Origin of the sequence: Methanobacterium sp. BRmetb2 (assembly GCA_003491285.1) — an archaeon.
Taxonomy (GTDB): domain Archaea; phylum Methanobacteriota; class Methanobacteria; order Methanobacteriales; family Methanobacteriaceae; genus UBA117.
Genome location: CP022705.1, coordinates 1,649,461 through 1,667,863 on the forward strand (window position 1 = coordinate 1,649,461; position 18,403 = coordinate 1,667,863).

General features: G+C 33.0%; 21 protein-coding genes. 9 read left to right on the top strand and 12 right to left on the bottom strand.

Annotated elements, in window-relative coordinates; genetic code table 11:
• Positions 1 to 129 precede the first annotated feature (129 nt).
• From CIT01_08175 to rnz, 7 genes are all read right to left on the bottom strand, one after another.
• Positions 130 to 1,578, bottom strand: a complete 1,449-nt coding sequence (locus CIT01_08175) for a Ni/Fe hydrogenase subunit alpha (protein ID AXV38174.1) — start codon at positions 1,576 to 1,578, stop codon at positions 130 to 132.
• A gap of 15 nt (positions 1,579 to 1,593) precedes the next feature.
• Positions 1,594 to 2,505: a F420-nonreducing hydrogenase gene (locus CIT01_08180; GenBank protein ID AXV38768.1), complete on the bottom strand. Its 912-nt coding sequence runs from the start codon at positions 2,503 to 2,505 to the stop codon at positions 1,594 to 1,596.
• The gene (locus tag CIT01_08185; GenBank protein ID AXV38175.1) at positions 2,505 to 3,053 is read right to left on the bottom strand and encodes a hydrocarbon binding protein (contains V4R domain); all 549 of its coding nucleotides are present in this window, start codon (positions 3,051 to 3,053) and stop codon (positions 2,505 to 2,507) included. Before CIT01_08185 ends, CIT01_08180 begins: the two co-directional genes overlap by 1 nt.
• Positions 3,054 to 3,065: 12 nt before the next feature.
• Entirely contained in the window at positions 3,066 to 3,317 is a 252-nt protein-coding gene (locus tag CIT01_08190) for a ferredoxin (GenBank protein ID AXV38176.1), read from the bottom strand.
• Positions 3,318 to 3,564: 247 nt separating this feature from the next.
• On the bottom strand, positions 3,565 to 4,170 hold the full coding sequence (locus CIT01_08195) for a sortase (GenBank protein ID AXV38177.1): 606 nt from the start codon (positions 4,168 to 4,170) through the stop codon (positions 3,565 to 3,567).
• A complete protein-coding gene (locus tag CIT01_08200) occupies positions 4,170 to 4,904 on the bottom strand; it encodes a mechanosensitive ion channel protein MscS (GenBank protein AXV38178.1) in 735 nt (244 codons plus the stop codon). Before CIT01_08200 ends, CIT01_08195 begins: the two co-directional genes overlap by 1 nt.
• On the bottom strand, positions 4,894 to 5,802 hold the full coding sequence (gene rnz, locus CIT01_08205; protein AXV38179.1) for a ribonuclease Z: 909 nt from the start codon (positions 5,800 to 5,802) through the stop codon (positions 4,894 to 4,896). Before rnz ends, CIT01_08200 begins: the two co-directional genes overlap by 11 nt.
• Positions 5,803 to 5,959: 157 nt before the next feature.
• On the opposite strand from rnz, the gene nadC reads away from it, so the two are divergent.
• A complete protein-coding gene (gene nadC / locus CIT01_08210; protein AXV38180.1) occupies positions 5,960 to 6,790 on the top strand; it encodes a nicotinate-nucleotide diphosphorylase (carboxylating) in 831 nt (276 codons plus the stop codon).
• A 138-nt stretch (positions 6,791 to 6,928) separates the two neighbouring features.
• The gene (locus CIT01_08215; protein AXV38181.1) at positions 6,929 to 7,453 is read left to right on the top strand and encodes a hypothetical protein; all 525 of its coding nucleotides are present in this window, start codon (positions 6,929 to 6,931) and stop codon (positions 7,451 to 7,453) included.
• A 25-nt stretch (positions 7,454 to 7,478) separates the two neighbouring features.
• Here the strand turns inward: CIT01_08215 and CIT01_08220 are convergent, their stop codons facing one another.
• Genes CIT01_08220 through CIT01_08230 form a run of 3 tightly spaced genes read right to left on the bottom strand, consistent with a single transcriptional unit; the run spans position 7,479 to position 9,464 of the window.
• The gene (locus CIT01_08220; protein AXV38769.1) at positions 7,479 to 8,057 is read right to left on the bottom strand and encodes a hypothetical protein; all 579 of its coding nucleotides are present in this window, start codon (positions 8,055 to 8,057) and stop codon (positions 7,479 to 7,481) included.
• Positions 8,058 to 8,109: 52 nt separating this feature from the next.
• The gene (locus tag CIT01_08225) at positions 8,110 to 9,075 is read right to left on the bottom strand and encodes a hypothetical protein (protein AXV38182.1); all 966 of its coding nucleotides are present in this window, start codon (positions 9,073 to 9,075) and stop codon (positions 8,110 to 8,112) included.
• A 41-nt stretch (positions 9,076 to 9,116) separates the two neighbouring features.
• Complete coding sequence (locus CIT01_08230; protein AXV38183.1) at positions 9,117 to 9,464, bottom strand: hypothetical protein; 348 nt, start codon at positions 9,462 to 9,464, stop codon at positions 9,117 to 9,119.
• A gap of 117 nt (positions 9,465 to 9,581) precedes the next feature.
• Here CIT01_08230 and CIT01_08235 point away from each other — a divergent pair, with 117 nt between their 5' ends.
• The 5 genes from CIT01_08235 (at position 9,582) to CIT01_08255 (ending at position 13,987) form a co-directional block, all read left to right on the top strand.
• On the top strand, positions 9,582 to 10,640 hold the full coding sequence (locus tag CIT01_08235; protein AXV38184.1) for a hypothetical protein: 1,059 nt from the start codon (positions 9,582 to 9,584) through the stop codon (positions 10,638 to 10,640).
• The gene (locus CIT01_08240; protein ID AXV38185.1) at positions 10,637 to 11,002 is read left to right on the top strand and encodes a hypothetical protein; all 366 of its coding nucleotides are present in this window, start codon (positions 10,637 to 10,639) and stop codon (positions 11,000 to 11,002) included. The genes CIT01_08235 and CIT01_08240 overlap by 4 nt, the downstream gene beginning before the upstream one ends.
• Positions 11,003 to 11,071: 69 nt before the next feature.
• Positions 11,072 to 12,223: a hypothetical protein gene (locus CIT01_08245; GenBank protein AXV38186.1), complete on the top strand. Its 1,152-nt coding sequence runs from the start codon at positions 11,072 to 11,074 to the stop codon at positions 12,221 to 12,223.
• 10 nt (positions 12,224 to 12,233) lie between these two features.
• Positions 12,234 to 13,013, top strand: a complete 780-nt coding sequence (locus CIT01_08250) for a septum site-determining protein MinD (GenBank protein AXV38187.1) — start codon at positions 12,234 to 12,236, stop codon at positions 13,011 to 13,013.
• A gap of 116 nt (positions 13,014 to 13,129) precedes the next feature.
• On the top strand, positions 13,130 to 13,987 hold the full coding sequence (locus CIT01_08255; protein ID AXV38188.1) for a carbohydrate kinase: 858 nt from the start codon (positions 13,130 to 13,132) through the stop codon (positions 13,985 to 13,987).
• A gap of 7 nt (positions 13,988 to 13,994) precedes the next feature.
• On the opposite strand, the gene CIT01_08260 is transcribed toward CIT01_08255, so the two are convergent.
• Positions 13,995 to 14,753 (bottom strand): hypothetical protein, encoded by a 759-nt coding sequence (locus tag CIT01_08260; GenBank protein AXV38189.1) that lies wholly within the window; start codon positions 14,751 to 14,753, stop codon positions 13,995 to 13,997.
• A 378-nt stretch (positions 14,754 to 15,131) separates the two neighbouring features.
• On the opposite strand from CIT01_08260, the gene CIT01_08265 reads away from it, so the two are divergent.
• Positions 15,132 to 15,953, top strand: coding sequence for a hypothetical protein (locus CIT01_08265; GenBank protein AXV38190.1), 822 nt, complete (start codon positions 15,132 to 15,134; stop codon positions 15,951 to 15,953).
• A gap of 181 nt (positions 15,954 to 16,134) precedes the next feature.
• Complete coding sequence (locus CIT01_08270) at positions 16,135 to 16,518, top strand: hypothetical protein (GenBank protein AXV38191.1); 384 nt, start codon at positions 16,135 to 16,137, stop codon at positions 16,516 to 16,518.
• A 28-nt stretch (positions 16,519 to 16,546) separates the two neighbouring features.
• On the opposite strand, the gene glyS is transcribed toward CIT01_08270, so the two are convergent.
• The gene (glyS, locus tag CIT01_08275) at positions 16,547 to 18,286 is read right to left on the bottom strand and encodes a glycine--tRNA ligase (GenBank protein ID AXV38192.1); all 1,740 of its coding nucleotides are present in this window, start codon (positions 18,284 to 18,286) and stop codon (positions 16,547 to 16,549) included.
• Positions 18,287 to 18,403: the final 117 nt, after the last annotated feature.

Here is an 18,403-nt window from a genome sequence, read left to right on the forward strand (position 1 = left end):
ATTTATCTTCTAAATAAATCTTTCAAAATTTATTTGAAAAGTTTAATTAAATTTGATGTTAATACAGAAATAGAATTTTTTAAAATAAAATAAAAAAATTAAACTAAATCCCTATTAGATTGGATTTAGTTATAATACATGTTTTTTGATGAGTACACCATTGCTGTCGTGTATGTCAAGGATTAATGGGGATTCTCCATTAATCATGTGGGTTGCACAGGATAGACACGGATCATAAGCCCTAACTATCATTTCTAATTGATTTTTTAGACCTTCTGATACGTCTTCACCTTTAATCATAGCTTTAGCAGTTTCTCTTACGCCGATGTCCATGGATAAGTTGTTTTGACCGGTTGATACAATGAGATTGGCGCGGGTAATATAACCTGCGGCATCTGTTTCATAATCATGAATTAAAGTTCCTCTTGTAGCTTCAATCATTCCGACTCCCCTTTTAGTTCCACCGGATTCTTTTGCTTCGGCTTTGGTCATAAGTTTTTCTGTCAAAGGTTGTCTTAAATCAGTTCCTGTTATCGAATCATCTTCTAGTAGTTGTACAGCTCTTTCTGAAGCGTACATTAATTCAATAAGACGAGCATAGTGATATAAAAGTGGATTTTGGGCAATTCCGTATTTTTCTTTGAATTCTGCGAAAAGTTCTGAAGCTTTTTCTGTTGGAATGTTTTGGGCTATGTTGAGTCTTGCTAGGGGTCCTACTCTGTAATTTCCTTCAGGGAATCCTTTTTGTTTGAGATAGGGGAATTTAAGGTAGGACCATGGTTGAACTTTTTCTTCGATGTAATCAAGGTAATCAATTGATTGGAATTCATGGACAGAATTACCATCTTTGTCTATGACTTTAACTGGTGCGTCGTAGAATTCTATATTACCATTATTACTTAAAGCTCCAAAATTGGATTCTAATGGACCTAAAAGTTCTATAGCTTCACTATACTGTTCAAATAATGGTTTAGTTACTTCAACACCTTTTTCCACTAATTCAACCGCTTCTTTTGCTTGGTTCAATAGATCATTTCTTTCTTCGTCATTGATTCCTTTAGATTGTCCGCCGGGTATGGCTGTAACGGGGCTGATTGGCTTACCACCAACTACATTAGTTATGTTTTGTCCAATTTTTCGGGTATCTATTGCCATTTTTGCAAGGGCAGGATCCTTTTTAAGGATACCTACAACATTTCTTAATGCAGGGTCTGATTCTGGCCCCATTACTAGGTCTGGAGCTCCTAAGAAGTAGAAATGAAGTGAGTGGGAATGGATGTACTGACCCAACAACATTAATTCTCTTAATTTTTGAGCTGTTTCTGGGGGTTGAAGTCCGAAAATTTGGTCTGTTGCCTTTGCAGCTGCTAAGTGATGAGCAGTTTGACATATTCCACATATTCTGGGAGTTATTCGGGGTGCTTCTTCTACTGCAGCTCCTTCTAAAAATTTTTCAAATCCTCTTATTTCCATAACGTGAAAGTGAGCGTCTGAAACATTTCCAGAATCATCCAATTGTACCGTTATTTTAGCGTGTCCTTCAATTCTGGTAACCGGGCTTATTTCAATATTTTTCATAAATATCACCTTTATTTATTTCTTGACCAGTTGAGGGATCAAGGAAACCTGTTTTTCCTCCATAATTGTACTTCCAATTACAAATCCATATATCACATGACCTATATCATAGATCTGCTTTTCAACATCCTTTTCTGGCATCTTAGAAAGGTGAGCAATTCTTTTTATTATTCCATTATACACATCGTGGCTGGGTTCTCTTAAAACATCCAGTGATGGTCCTCCGCATCCGTGGCAGGGAACTCCGGCTTCTGTACATAAGGCACCGCACCGTCCCAGTGTCACTGATCCTAAGCATATATAACCTTGACTTAGGAAGCATTGTTGAGGATCTGGTTCTCCTTCTATTCTGCGTTGTATTTTATCAAATTCCACATGGTCCATCCATCTCTGGCAATCGGCACATACACTCTTTTTAGGTACATTTGGAGTTTCTCCATTAACTAGAGGTATTAATATATCCCCTGTTAATTTTTCTTTGGGGGGACATCCAGGTATGTAATAGTCTACTTCAGTAAAGTCACCTGCAGGGTGAACAATTGGTAACAATTTTGGAACCACTTCTGAAGGAAGTTCACTTGCTTCTGTACTGGGATTATCAGTGTAAATCCTTGATGCTACTTCTTCGGGACGGTACAAATCTGCCATCCCAGTTATTCCACCGTAACATGCACAGGTTCCATAAGCTATAAGTGTCTTTGATTTTTCTCTTAATTCTTCCAGCCTTTCTCGGTTTTCTTCATTACGCACTGATCCTGATACTATGACAATATCAACATCGTCAGGAATTTCTTTGGCGTCCATGAGTATTGGAGCATATACTATGTCTGCTTTGTCTAGTAATTTTAAAATATCCTCATGAAGATCAAGAATTGATATTTCACAGCCAGAACAACTAGCAAGGGCTTCTAATGCTATTTTAACCATCATTTACCCCCCCATTTAATAGTTAATGTTTTAAGGCAGGCATTTGGACCTACATGATCAATATCCAATTTTCCTTTAATATCCATAACCTCTTCCACAGCCCCCACCATGTATCCATATAACAGGTAACAGAATGGCCCTTTTTGGGGTTGTCCTGTTCTTCTAAGGGTTTGCCTTACTACGCAATCCATGAATAAAAGTTTTACAACTGTTTCATCGCCTTTTTCAATGGTGTATCCCTCTTGATCAGAGGGTTTCCACATTTCAAAGTAGAAATCAATTCCTAAAATTTCACGAAGTTCATCCAACGCTTTTTCTAAATTGTCTGTTTTTTCAGCTAATTTACCAGCTTCGTGTCCCATCCTTTTACCGGCCTGGTATACAATAGCATTTGCTCCACGACCTGATACTTGTTCAAGTGCACTGGTCATTGAACCCACAAATTTCATGAGTACGTGCAGAGCTTCTTCATAATCTTCTATGTCTCCGCCAGTTTCAACAGGAATTAATTCAGGTTTAAAATCACCTTTTATTTCTTCCATTTCCATATTTAGAGCCCCTTAAATTATTTTTTTCAAAGCAGTAGTTACTTTCCTGTCTATATAGAGCCGTTTTGCCACGTGTATATTGTCATGTTCTAATGCTTGGGAAGGACATATCTCATGGCATGATAAACAAGCCATGCAATCGTCTTCATTGATCACAACGGTTTTACCGTGTTCTTGATCTAATTCATAGACATCGTTGGGACAGTCCTCTACACAAGATCCACATCCAACACATGCATCTTCATCCACTTTTATTTTCGTCATTTTTATCCCCAATCCGTTTTTGCACCAACTTAACCTCTAATGTTTTGATTAAACAAATAATTTTTTTAAACAATTACTTGTTTTCATTCATTAAACCTATAGAGATTCATTTTATTTTTGCATAAAAAGTAAGTTACTATTAAGTAATATGTGATGTTACTACACCTATAAAAATTGTTCGTTCTATTTATCCCTGATTATTACTTAGATTTTGTACTGATTTAATGGATAATTCAGAAAAATTAAATTAATTTAAAGGAGTAGTGGACACAAGCTTACAATGGGTTATCCATGCAGCTTGCTTTCTACCTGGAGGGTAACAAGTAACTAACAATAATCTTGGTTCTCCTCTTTGTTCAAATTGAATAGGATTCTCTTTATAATCCCATCTTATATCTTTTCCATTAGACACAACTTGGTAGGTGTATTTTTCTGACAGAATAGGGTCAATAATAATTACCTTATCCCCTGATCGCAGGCTTCCTAATTGGCGAAAAGGTCCGGAATAAGTTGTTCTATGGCCAAGCAATCCACATTCACCATCTTGGCCGGGTAAAACACTTTCAGTATAGTGATAAACTGAATCATAGGCATTTACAGTATCTGAACGTATTTTACATTTAACGTTTATTTTAGGAATAATTAACTGTAATTTATAACTAGAGGATGAGGAAGAAAAATCTGAATTCATATTAGGGTCTAAAAGATCTACCGGAGTACTTTTATAGGCTTCAACTTTATTCTTAGCTTTATTTAAGTTTTCAAATCCTTCAAAAGCAATCAAAGCAATATTAAAAGCAAATACTATGGATATTAATATTAAAAATACTGCAACAATTTTGTATTTAAGCATTATTTTTGCACCAAAATCTTTTTCACGGTTTTTGCCAAAGAAGATCGATAATCAGCTACTTTCCAGGGATCCTCTGCCCATGTGGTTAAAGTAGCTTTAATGCCTACATCTGATAATTCTTTTATTAAAACTGTGGGTTTAGGTTCTTTAATACTCCACTCACATTTTAAAGCTATTTTTTGCAATGAATCTATCACGTCTTCCAGTTCTATTTCATAGGGAATTATAATATCCAGGTCGACCCGTTTCAATTCAAGGTAAGTGTGATTAGAGTAGGTATTCTTGGAAAATAGAGAATTCGGTATTATAATGATTTTATTATCTGGAGTTATTATGGTAGTGCGTCTGAAACCCATTTTAGTTACTTTACCTTTTTCTCCGGAAATTTCAATAACATCTCCCACCTTAAAGCTTTTATCTGCGAGTATAAGCATTCCACTTATAAAGTTGGATATAATGTCTCTGGATGCAAATCCTACAGCAACACCCACTATTCCTAAACTCACAGCAATAGCAGTAATATCCCAACCTATTTCTTTCAAAATCACAGTTAATGCAATAATAATTACAGAATATTTTATAATTTCCTGTAACATTTGAATTAGTGTTGGATCAACTTCCCACTTTTGTGCAGTTCTTTTCAAAATATAGTTAGTTGATTTTATAACTATAAAAGCTGCGATAAGGGTGATTGAAACTACAATTAGGTCTCGTAGTAATGGATTAATTGCCATGTCGTTTTACCTCATAGATCATAAAATCTTCAGCAATCATCGAATTTTTAAAAATATTGGTAGCTTCCTTTTCTAATAAGTCTACCTTTTTGTATCTAGTACTAATATGTGTTAAAATAAGTTTATTAACCTTAGCCTTTTTGGCTATTTCTGCAGCTTGTATCACAGTTGAATGTCCATTCTCCTGAGCTTTATCATTATGTTTACTTTCAAATGTTGACTCATGAATCAAAACATCTGCTTTATCTGCAAATTCAACCATTTCCCGGCAAGGTCTGGTGTCTCCAGAATAAACGATTTTTATACCTTTTCTCGCAGGTCCTAATACTTGTTCTGGTTTTATAAATCTATCTCCTACTTTTACAGCTACGCCCTTTTGAAGTTTTCCATAATCTGGGCCGGGTTTTATTCCATACGATAAAGCTTTGTCCCGTAAAAATTTAGGTCTCCTCTTTTCTATTATGGAATAAGCAAAATTTGGCACAGTATGATTCATTTGGGCACATTTGATCTTATAATCTTCCTCTTCAAAAATAGTTCCATTTTTAATTTCATGAACATGTATGTCAAAGGTTAGGGAAAAATAGCCTAATTTTACAATGTGCTCAACTATTTCAACAATTCCTGAAGGTCCAAATATATGTAATGGGCTTTTCCTACCTCTAAAGCCCATGGTCTGGATGATGCCAGGTATACCTAAGAAGTGATCACCATGAAAATGGGTTATGAAAATTTTATTTATTTTCATAGGGCTTAACTTCATTTTAGACATTTGACGTTGAGTACCTTCTCCACAGTCAAAGAGAAATATTTCACCATAGGCTTTAAGTGCTATGGATGAATGATTGCGAAATTTTGTTGGTAAAGCTGAAGAAGTGCCTAAAAATATTAATTCCATTTTTTCACCAATATGAGTATAATTAATATTAACTCTACTAAATATTTAAAATTTGAAGCAAATTTTCTAAAATTTATAATATTTAATTGAATATTTGCCTATAAACACATAAAGATTTTATATCTTCTTTTTCATATAATCTAATTGGTTGATGGACATGAAAGATGCCCTAATGCAAATGATATATGAAGATATCGGTTTTGAGGATATAACTACCAATGCACTGGTTCCCCCAAAATTAACTCTTAAAGCTAGAATAATATCTCGCCAAAATGGTGTAGTAGCAGGAATGGATATAGCAAAAACAATTTTCAATGAATTTCAGATAAAAATTACCAAAACAAAATTTGACGGAAATCCAATTAAAGCCAATGAAACCGTTATGGAGTTTGAGGGCAATGCACGTTCCATTCTAACAATCGAAAGAACTGTTTTGAATCTTATTATGCGGATGAGTGGTATTGCTACTTTAACTGCCCAATTATTAAAAAAAGTTAGACAGGTTAATAAGGATATTATAATAGCAGGAACACGAAAAACAACTCCTGGATTACAATTTTATGAAAAAAGAGCTATATTAGCAGGAGGTGGAGATACCCACAGGTATAGATTAGATGATTGTGTAATGATTAAGGACAATCATTTGATGGTTGTAGGAGATGTTAGTGATGCTGTTAAAAAAGCTAGAGAATATGTGAGTTTCACTAAAAAGGTAGAAGTAGAAGTTGAAAATGAAATGGATGCATTAAAAGCAGTTAAATCTGGTGCAGACATTGTAATGTTAGATAACATGATTCCTGAAGAGATAAAAAATGTGGTATCAACACTTAAAAATGAGAACATTCGCCATAATGTTCTACTTGAAGCTTCTGGTGGAATAACTCCTCACACAATTATGGATTATGCACAAACTGGAGTTGATATTATTTCTTTGGGTTTTATTACCCATTCTGCATCAACTTTGGATATGAGTCTTGAAATTATTTAATTCTAATAGTTTTGTAATGGTTTTGATAGTTCTAAATTTGATTGATGATGCTAATTTAGAATAAATTTATATACTATTTCCACCCAAAAGTCAAATATAATATTTAACTTTCTACTAATTTTCATTTGGAGGAATTATATGAACAATGAATTACCAGAAAAGGAATCACAAGAAGAATTACAAGATGAATCATCAGAAGAGTTATTAAAAGAGTCACAAGAGGATTTAGAAGATGAATCGTCTGAGTTACAAGAGGATTTAGAAGATGAATCGTCTGAGTTACAAGAGGATTTAGAAGATGAATCGTCTGAAGAATCACAAGAGGATCTACCATTTGCAAAAGCAGAAGTTGTAAGGTTAATGAAAAAAAATCTTGACAGCGATAAGATGATTAGGGAAAGAGTGAAAGTTGAGATGAATATATTTTTAGGGGAAGTTCTAGAAAGAGTATGCGAGCAACTCAATGAGTATCCTTACACTACTATTGAATATGAAATGTTAAAAGAATCAATATATCCTTATAAAAATATTGTCAGAATAAATGAGGAAAAAGAGAGAATATTAAAACATTTAGATGCGATAAAAGCTGATTGCGATGCTTTAAGTTTAGATGTTAAAAGAACTCTTAGATTGAAGGATATTGATGTAGAAGATGAATTCTGATTTATGTCAAGTTACAAATAGAAATTCACTTTTCAATTGTTATAAATCCTGTTTTTAAATCTTTTAACTCTTTTTTACTTAATTCTTTTTTAAGTGCATCGTCATGAATAATCATGCTCTGACCAAAAGGATCTTTAATAATAATAGTAGCTGATTCATCGCCAAATTTAATTTTTTCAATCTTTTCAAGTATTTTAATCCCGTTTTTTTCTGATTCAGAATCTTCAACCCATTTTAGAGCAGTTTTAATAGCATCAGAGAATCTGTTTAATACTCCTTCTATATTTGAAATGTATCCTTGTGATTTAGCTCCAGGTTCTACTTTTAAACCTAATTCTGGCATTATAATGGTAGCAGATTGTGATTTAACTACTCGGGCATTTAAATTTGATTTATTAACAATTAAAGAATATTTAGATGGTTCTTTTTGTTCTAAACCGATAATGTCTGTGTGTTTAAAACCACATTTTTCACATATCATCACAGTTTCCATTATCTCTCCGAAATACGGTATTATCTCTGTTCTGGTGATAATTTCTACGCAATTTTTGGCTTTGCATATATTACAATCAATTTTTTGATTCAATTCTTCTTCTCCAAACATTCTATCAAATAAGAAAACTATCATTTTGAAATAATTAATGAATATTAATTAATTATTTCTTTTTAATTTCATTTGTTAGTAAAAAACCTTTATCTGCCAACTCTTGAATCATGTTTTGCAGTGTTTCTTCATCCGGGGCGCAAATTTCATGGCTATGAACATTATCAGAAAGTTCATAAAGTTTCACTAAATCGTTTTTTCTTTTAGGATTAGCTTCCAATCTTTCAATAAATCCTTTAGCTTCTTTAGGATCGTATATGTTTACCTTTCTTCTTAGGGGTTCTCCAAATCCTGGCAAGAAATAGGATACGTCAACTATTCGTCCTCCGTATTTATTTAATACGATATCAACTAATTCACTCAAGTTATCCACGGTATTTTGGAAGATTAAAACTTTACAAATTTCCCTAATTAAAGTTAACATTCTCTTTATAGTACATTTTATATCTGTATTATTTATTACTGGAACTCCATTGTCCAGGGCTTGTTCAACTAAATAGTCATGAATAGTCCTGTTTTCTTTGAAATATTCCAGGTGTTTCCCGCCTCTTTTGATTTTCATGGCCCTTTTTACGAACCGTTCTTTGTGCACCTCTTCATCAGCAGAAAGAATAAAAAAATGTATGGATGCATCTTTTTTAAATTTTTCAAAATTTAAAAGACCAGGAACTAAATGAACACCCTCAATAACAACATCATCAAAATCATCAACAGCCCGTTTAATCACCTTCTCAATAGCAGGAATGACAAAAGAAGCATGTTCTTCAAAACCGGCGTTTATAAGGCTTTCTTCATCATGATTATACCTTTCTTTATTTCTTAAGGTTGTATATGCATCATAAGATGATTTATGAAGTGCGGGGGCATATTCTGGGCCGATTATACCCCTTACAATTTCCCTTATGAAATCGGTCTCAATTAAATGTTTAATTCCTAACTCCCGAGCTAGTTCTGATGCAATTGTGGATTTTCCAATCCCTGAAGCACTTCCTATCAGAATAATATAGGGCTTTCTCAAAATAGTCCTCCCCAATTATAATATGCAATAATATGTGTGGTTTACGTTAATAGATCTTTAACTCGCTCTGCACTTCTTCTCATTTCAATTCTAATTAATCCAAGATTGATATCAATTTCGGTTATTACAACTAAAATTCCCTCTCCTGCATCAATCATTAAAGTTTTTCCCTTACTTCCCTCTATCATTACTTGTTCCAATGGGTCATGTTTCATTTCCTCTGCAGATCTTTCAGCAGTACCAAAAACAGCTGAAGACATTGCAGCTACCAGTTCTGAGTCTATTTCGCTAGGGACTTCGCTTTCTATAATTAAACCGTCTTTTCCAACTACTAAAGATCCATTTACCCCATTGATCCTTCCTAAGTCCTTAAGTATTCTTGCTATCATACTATCCTCCAAAACAGATTGGCTATTATTACCTAAAGTATATATGGTTTAATCTTTATTAAATAAATAAGTATGTAAAGTTTCCACTAACTCACTAAATAAATAAGGAGTGATTATTTGTATATCATATCTTCTGTGGAAGAACTTCAAAAGCTCAACTCTTTTATCGTAGTAGGATGTGGGGGAGGCGGCGAAAAGTTTGCCAACTTTGAAGGAGTAAAAACAGTTGGCTTTGTCGACGACAATCCTAAGAAACACGGAATGAAGTTCTGCAACAATTACATTTCATCAGATCTTAATAAGACAATAGACGAAACAGATGCTAACAGTGTGGCTATAATGTTACCCATAGGTGCAGAAGGAAGTGCCTTAAAATACGCGGTACAAGCAATAAATAAAGGAAAGAATGTAGTTAGTTCATTTAGATCATTACCCCTTGCTGATAATAAATCTCTTATAAATTTTGCAGCAGAAAAAGGAGTAATTATAAAGGAAATAAGCCCACGTGCTGATGTTATTCATGAAATATTTGGTGTATCCTCCAAGAAGTGCACTGAAATATTACCTAAACTTAAATACCAACCAAAATCCACAGTAGTTTATATTGGTGGAACTTCTCAGGAATGTGGTAAAAGAACCACCACACGAATTTTAGGTAAAACTGCAATGGAAGAAGGTTTAAAAGTGGCGGTCATATCAACCGATGAGATGGGCCTTGAAAAACCAGTAGATTTGAATTTTAGGGCAGGTAGTTTATCTTCTATGGATGTTGCTGCATCAGTAATGGGTGCAATAAAACATATGGAAGAAACCAAAGATCCAGATATAATATTTGTTGAAAGCCAGGCCAGTTTAACTGAATTAGATAACCCTCATCCAAGGGGTTTATCAGCGTCAATTTTAATAGGGGCAATGCCTGACGCCTGTGTTGTCTGTCACAGGCCTAATCACCCTTACCGAAATCCAAGAGGTATAGAAGAGGAAATAAGGGCTATTGAAGCCGTTGAACCAACAAAAGTTGTTGGATTATCTTTAAATTTAAGAAATGTTGAAGATAAAAACGATATATTAAAATATGAGAAAAAACATAAATTAACAGCCGTAGATATAATGGCGGGTGGAGCTTCAAAATTATTAAAAACGATTATTGACTATACAGGGGAATTTAAAAAATGAAGGACGTCTTGGATTATGTAAAGAAAAATTTGGGTTTGGAAGAAGAAGAAAACGAAAAAAGGGATGAAGAAGAGTCAATAATAGTTCCAGAGCACTCTTTTTACGAAATTATTCTGATGAAAGCTAAAGACATTGAAGATATTAAGTTTGCTCTCGAACAAATCACCGAAGAAAAAAATCCAATAATTGTAGACATGAGTTATTTGGAAAACGAAAATCCAGAAGATTTTAAGTTAGCAGGTGAAATGCTTAAAAATATTCGTAAAGAAGTTGGTATTGAGGCCATATTACTATGTAAAAATGGTAAAAATGTCATAATCATTACCCCTCCTGAAATTAAACTAATAAGAAAAGATGATTAAGTTTTATTAATAACGATAAATTTTTAATTTAAAAATTAAATAACATTATCTTTATATTGAGGATGTAACATGGAATTACCTATCTCAAAACCCTCCCGAGTTTCTTATGCTGATGAACTGGAATTTTCGAAACTTTTAGAGGAATTAGCCAGAAAAAAGCATAATGGTTTTATTCGAGTTACTCATGGTTCTGAAGAAGGTTATATTCTTTTTAGTGAAGGTAATCAGATTGCTGCATCATATGATCATCATATGAAAACTGATGCTATTGATAAAATTAAATCAGTTATGGATAAGGTTGACACATTAATCGAGGTTTTTGATCTTAAAACTACCCAAATTGGATATTTAAAGGATTTAAATAAAGTATTTTTGATAAGTGAAGATTCTGAAGTTTATAACATGATTGAAGAGCTCAAAGGTAAAAAAATAACCCCACCTTCCGAACCTCAAAAACCGGAAGTTGTTGAAGAGGGTTCTAAACTGGAAGCAGAGGTTGTTGAATCTGAGCCAGAGGTTGAACCAGAACATGTGGTTGACATTGTGGAGGAAAAACCTGAGCCGGAAGTTGTTGAAGAGGGTCCTGCACCAGAACCCGAGGCTGCTGCAACTGAGCCAGAGGCTGAGCCAGAACCTATGGTTGATGTTATGGAGGAAAAACCTGAACCGGAAGTTGTTGAATCCGAGCCCGAGCTTGAAAAGTCCCCTGAAGCCAAAACAGATGATCTTGAAACTGAATCTGAGCACGAGGTTGTTGAGGATGTTTCTGAAGTTAGAACAGATGACATTGAACCTGAAGTCACAGGGAAAGAACCTGTTAGTCGTGAAGAATTAATGAGAAAATATGGTTTAAAAGATGTTAATGATGAAGAAGTAGAAACAATACTGGAGTCTTATAAAGGCGGATCCATTAGTCATGAAGATCTGGAAAGAATTGAATTAACATTAATGAACAAAATTAAGAAATCTATTATGGGAATACCTAAGATTAAAGGTGTGGAAGTTATGGTATTTCTGGATAGTGCCCGTGAACTTACTGGAACAATTAATATAATTAGTGAATATGGGGGAACTGGATTTTTTTCTAGAATAGTAGGTTCAAATGATAAAGTTAAATTGGAGAATCGGATCTATACTATAACTGAAATGGAAATAAAGAAAAGTTTCAGGGAATATCCAGAGATTATAAATAATTTTGAAATAAATATAGAAATTCATTAGGAGGAACCACATGACAAGAGTTATAGCTGTAGCCTCTGGAAAAGGAGGTGTGGGAAAAACTACAATAACTGCAAATTTAGGCGTTGCATTATCTACCTATGGGGAAAGAACAATTGTATTAGATGCTGATATTGCCATGGCCAATTTAGAGTTAATTTTAGGAATGGAAGGTAAATCCGTCACTTTACATGATGTCCTTTCAGGACATGCTTCAATTGAAGATGCAATTTATGAGGGACCCAGCGGAGTTAAAGTCGTACCTGCAGGAATTTCACTGGAAGGGTTGCGTAAAATTAAGTTAGACAGACTCGAAGATGCATTAGAACATTTGGTGGCTGAAGCAGATATTCTTTTAATTGATGCACCTGCAGGTCTGGAAAAAGATGCATTGGCAGCCATAGCTTCTTCTGATGAGATGATACTTATTACTACTCCCGAAGTACCTTCTATAAGTGATGCATTAAAAACAAAAATTGTAGCAAATAAATTAGGGGTGAATATTTTAGGGGTCGTAGTTAACCGGGAGCAACATGATAAAACATTTTTAACTATCGATGAAGTTGAAACTATATTAGAAGTTCCAGTAATCGCTGTTATACCAGATGATCCAGAGGTAAGTCGAGCTGCAGCGTTCGGCGAACCAATTATAGTAAAGAATCCAAAATCTGCAACAAGTAATGCCATAATGCAATTAGGAGCAGATCTTATAGGTGAAGAATATCAACCGATCGAACCAGATAAGAAAAGTGTTATAGCTAAACTGGTTGAAGGTCTTTTAGGAAGAAGATAAAATCTTTTTTTAACCTTTTCTAAGGGGATAATGTTTTTTTTATAATTTATGATTTTATCATTCTCTATTTTGTTCATATATTTTTTTCCCAATAAATGTGGTGATTTATTTTGTCGATGGATATTGTTGGTCTTGGAACATGTAATGCTGATTTTATTTTAAAAATTCCAAGATTTGCATGTGGCGATGATGAAGTTGAAGTAAAACAAATTTTTTCATCGTTAGGAGGTTCAGCCTCAAATTTTACTGTAACCCTTGCAAGATTAAATATAAAAACTGGTATAATGGCCCGGATTGGGGATGATGGGCTAGGCAAATGGGCTTTAGATAAATTTAAAAGAGAAGAAGTTGATGTGGGAAGATTGGTTACAGTGGAAGGATCAACCGGTATGACCTTTATTGCAGTTGATCCATCTGCAGAACGATCAATTTACTCTTTTACTGGGGCCAATAAGCAGTTTATCGTAGATAAAGAAGATATTAATTACATTAAAAATTCTAAAATTTTACATATTTCAGGTACTTATTGTGAAGTGGCAGATAAAGCATCAAAATATGCTAATGAGCTGTCTTTTAATCCGGGGTCTCTGTTATCTGTATATGGTGTTGAAAAACTTTCCCACATTATTAAGAGAGCTAAATTTTTATTTTTAAATGAAAAAGAATTATTTTTACTCACTAAGAAAGACTTAGAGGAAGGTGTACAAGTTATATTGGACCTGGGGGTCCCCTTTGTAATTGTGACCATGGGGGGTGATGGGGCCAGTTTGTACAATCAAGAAGGTTTCATCCATTCTTCTGCATGTGATGTTAAAGCTGTTGATACTACTGGTGCTGGCGATGCATTTGCTGCAGGATTCCTTGCAGCTTACAGTAGAGACAAAGATCTCCACCAGTGTTTAAATTATGCAAATCTTGTTGCATCTGTGTGCATAAAAGAGTTTGGGCCTATGAATGTTCCCCGAGGCTTTTAAAATAACTTTATTCTATTGCAAAAAATTTAGATGCATTGTCATGGGAAACTTTCATAATTTCACTACTTGTGAAATTTTCAAGTTTCATTTTATGAACAGTTTTAGGAACTGATAATGGGTCTGAAGGTGATGAACTCATGTCACTATTTAAAAGAAATTTTTCCGTACCGTATTCATCTAATAAGGTCACTGCTTCCTCTGGACTCATTTTTAATGGTTGAACTGTAAGTCCCAGCATGGATCCAAAATTAATTACATCATTTATAATTGTTTTATCAACATGGTCTATTATTACTAGAGAGTGGTCTATATTTTCCTCAATCAACGAACAAGTAATTTTGGTTACAGCTTTTTTGTTTGTTCGTGGTGTATGTACAATTACTTTCATATTCAATTTATCAGCCAGAATTAACTGTTTTTTAAATATTTCCTTTTCTGATTCACTAGCTTTTTCTAAACCAATTTCCCCTATGGCAACCACACTTGGATTTTCAAGTAAAGAAGGTAGTTTATTCATCACTACTTCGTAATCTTTTGAGATACTTCGAGGGTGTATTCCTATAGCTGCATATAAATTTAGACCATTTTTAATGGCTCTTTCTTTGTCATTATTTAATAGACGGTGGAAATGGTCTAAAATAACATCTGATGAACTCATTATAAGGGGATCATGTGCACAGGTTATGGCTGATTCTAAACCGGAGATTGCCATTTTTTCAAAATCTTCATAGGGCCGTGTATCGGCATGTATATGTGAATCTATCATATTAATCACTTACCTATTTTTTATTAATTCTATAATTAAATATGAAGTCCATATTTAATAATTTGCTGGTTTATTCTGTTAGAATATCATGAGAATTAAATTTTAAAGTAACCTCTGAATAATTTAACAAATAAAAATAAAAACCATTATCCTTTTTTCTATTCTACTTTTTTCTATTCTACCCCTTTTATCAATTAATTATGGATGGATATGATTGAACAATTAATATTTTTTAGAAAATTTTGCACTTAATCATACAAATATTTATATAATAAAAATAGATATTAACAAATAAATGTTTAAATCAACATATTTTTTAGAATATTATGCATAAATTGTATGTTATAATATTAAATAATAAACCTGGAGGGGGTATAAATGGAGTATAATAGCACTATAGATCTTTATGGCGAGGTTCAAGAAGATATTAGGTTTATAATAGCTTCTGATGTTAGAATGAAAATAATATTATGTTTGGATGATGGATCAAAGAATTTGAAATTATTAACTCAAAAAATAGGATTTTCTCCATCTACAATATCTCATGAAAATAGAAAACTTGAAGAAAAGCGCATAATTTTTAAAAAAGGAAGATTCTTCCACTTATCTCCCATTGGGAAAATAATTTTAATAAAACTAATTAATCTTTTAAAGTCCAAATCTTTAATTAACAATAATCAAGAATTCTTTTTAAACCACAATATAGATTGCATTCCAGATAATTTTTTATATGAAATAGAAAGTTTATATGGGTCTTGTGTTCTGGAATCTACAGCTAAAAATATTTTCTATCCTCAAAAAACTCTTTACGAGTTTTTAAGAAATTCCATAAAAATTAAAGGAGTATACCCCATATTCTTCCCGAATCAACTAAATCTATTTAAACAACTCCTAAAGAATGATGTAGAAATCCAGTTAATATTAACTGATGAAATACTGGATCATCTAATTGATACAGTTGGCAGAAATTCATTGAAGAAAGCTTTATCTGAAAAAAATTTAATTTTATGGAGAACAGAGGAAGATCTAAAAATAAATCTAGTATTGTCTGAAAATTTCTTATCTTTGGCATTGTTTTTTAAGAATGGAAGTTATGATTCTTCATCGATTTTAATTTGCGAACAAATAAGTGCTATAGAATGGGGAGACAAATTATTTAATCATTATCTAAAATCTGCTGAAAAAATTGTATTAGAATAATTTTTTCAAGATTATCGCTAGGAAGTTTACTAATTTAGTCTTGATTCATTAACTTATTCAATCCATAAGCCACGTTTTTATTAATTAGGAGTAATATTAAAAAATTTTATAATATGATTGATAGTTAGATCATTCCATTTTTTATAGGGGATATGATCAAAAGGGATCATTAGTGGATTCAATGTTTAAAAACATATTAGTGCCAATAAACCCTTTAAGAGATGAAGAAGAATACGTTATAAATGTTGTTGTTTCAATAGCTGAAACTTATCAAGCAACAGTTAAACTTATCTATTTAGGGAGTTCATCTGATTATAATTTTCAAATGGAAAATTATCTTGAAAAATTTAGCAATAAAGGATTAAAAGCTGATTTTGAGTTTTTAAAGTTTAGTGGAGTTGATGAAGAAATTCCAGGGGTAATAGCGGATTTTGCACAAAATTTTGATCTAGTAATAATGGGCCATAAAAAATTTGAAAAAATTTACAGATTCTTGCATCAAAGTACTGCTGCCGATTTAATAAACATGGTCACTGTACCGGTGATGGTGGTTACCGATAAATAAAAAAATAATTTTGAAGATTTTAAGCGACTTATTTAATTACTGCAGGACTTACATCTTCAAAATCTTCACGATTCTTTAGTAAATCATCCAATATTTTATTAATCTCTTCAATCTTTATTCGAACTTGTTTTAGATTGTCACGATTTCTTAGGGTGACTGTATTGTTTTCCAGAGTTTCATGATCAACGGTAATGGCAAAGGGAACTCCAATTTCGTCAGATCGGGCATATCTTCTACCAATGGTTCCTGAAGAATCATATTCTGAGATAAAACCATCTTTTCTTAGATCATCTCTTATTTGGATTGCAGTGTTTACCAGTTCTTCTTTATTGACCAGTGGAAATACACTGACTTCCACTGGAGCAATTGACTTTTCAATTTTGAAGTAAGCTCTTTCATCTTCTTCTTTAAATGAATGTAGGAGAACAGAATAGACTATTCTATCAATACCATAGGATGGTTCGATTACATGTGGAAATATCTTTTCTCCCCTAACAGTTTCCTCTACATCTTCAAAGTTAACATGTTCCGGTAACAATTCATAGATTGAATCACCTATTTCAATTTCAAACAACCCTTTTTCCTGAAATGAATTTTCGACTTTTTCAATATCCACATCTTCAAGGAATTTAAGTATTTTAGGGGCATTATTTTTAAAAACCGGGCCGAATTTAGCCATATTGGGTTTTATTACAGTTTTTTTAATCTTTTTTGGTTCAAGATATTCTATGAATACTCTTAAATCTTCTTTACTATGCTTGCTATGGGATTTGAGGTCAAAATCTGTTCTATCAGCTATTCCTATGATCTCTATCCATCCAAATCGTTTTGTTTTTATTTCCACATCCCAACAGTCCAGTGCATAATGGGCCATTTCAGTAGGAAGGTGTTGCCGGAATCTTATAACATTTTCTGGGATTCCCAGTTCTAATAAAAATTTCCGGGCCAAATATAATTGATAAACTAATGTTTCACTTGAAACTATCGCATCCGAAATAGCTTTTTGTACGGTTATTCTAATTGGATTCTCTTCATTGATCTGATTTTTAGCAGAATAAAGTTCTAATTCTTCTTCCAGAATTTCAGAAAACTTGGGATGTGATTTATTCTCAGGATTGATAAATATTTCTGCCTCGGCCTGGGTAAATTCTCTAAGTCTTATAACTCCCTGTCGGGGTGAAATTTCATTTCTATAAGCTTTACCTATCTGTACCACACCAAAGGGTAATTTGCCCCGGTAAAATCTTAATAAACGTTTGAATGGAATGAATATCCCTTGAGCCGTTTCTGGACGCATATAACCAATTTTTTTACCTTTAACTCCGATTAATGTCTGAAACATTAAGTTATAACTCCAAACATGACTAAAATGGCCTTCACATTTAGGACACCTTATCTGATTATCAGATATTATTGTAGTAAGTTCATCATTACTTAGACCTTCAACTTCCTCTCCAATAGAATCCTTGATAATATGATCTGCCCTATAAACTTCCAAACAATCTTTACATTCAATCATAGGATCATTAAAATGATCAACATGTCCTGAAGCTTTTAAAGCTTCTTCTGGCATTATGGTGGGGGATTCTATTTCATAAAAGCCTTCCCTTACAATGTAGTAATCACGCCATTTATTAATAATATTATTTTTTAATATAGCTCCTAGAGGGCCATAATCAACAAAACCTGCTACTCCAGAGTATATTTCGAACGATGACCATAAAAATCCTCTTTTTTTGGCTATATTCATTACATTTTCATGTTTCATATTAACATCTCTTATTGTAATTTTAATTTAAATGATAATCCTTTTTATAATCTGAAATTTAAATATTTTAGAGCTTATCTTTCATTTAAATTCTCTAAATAATCTCTAAAAATCATT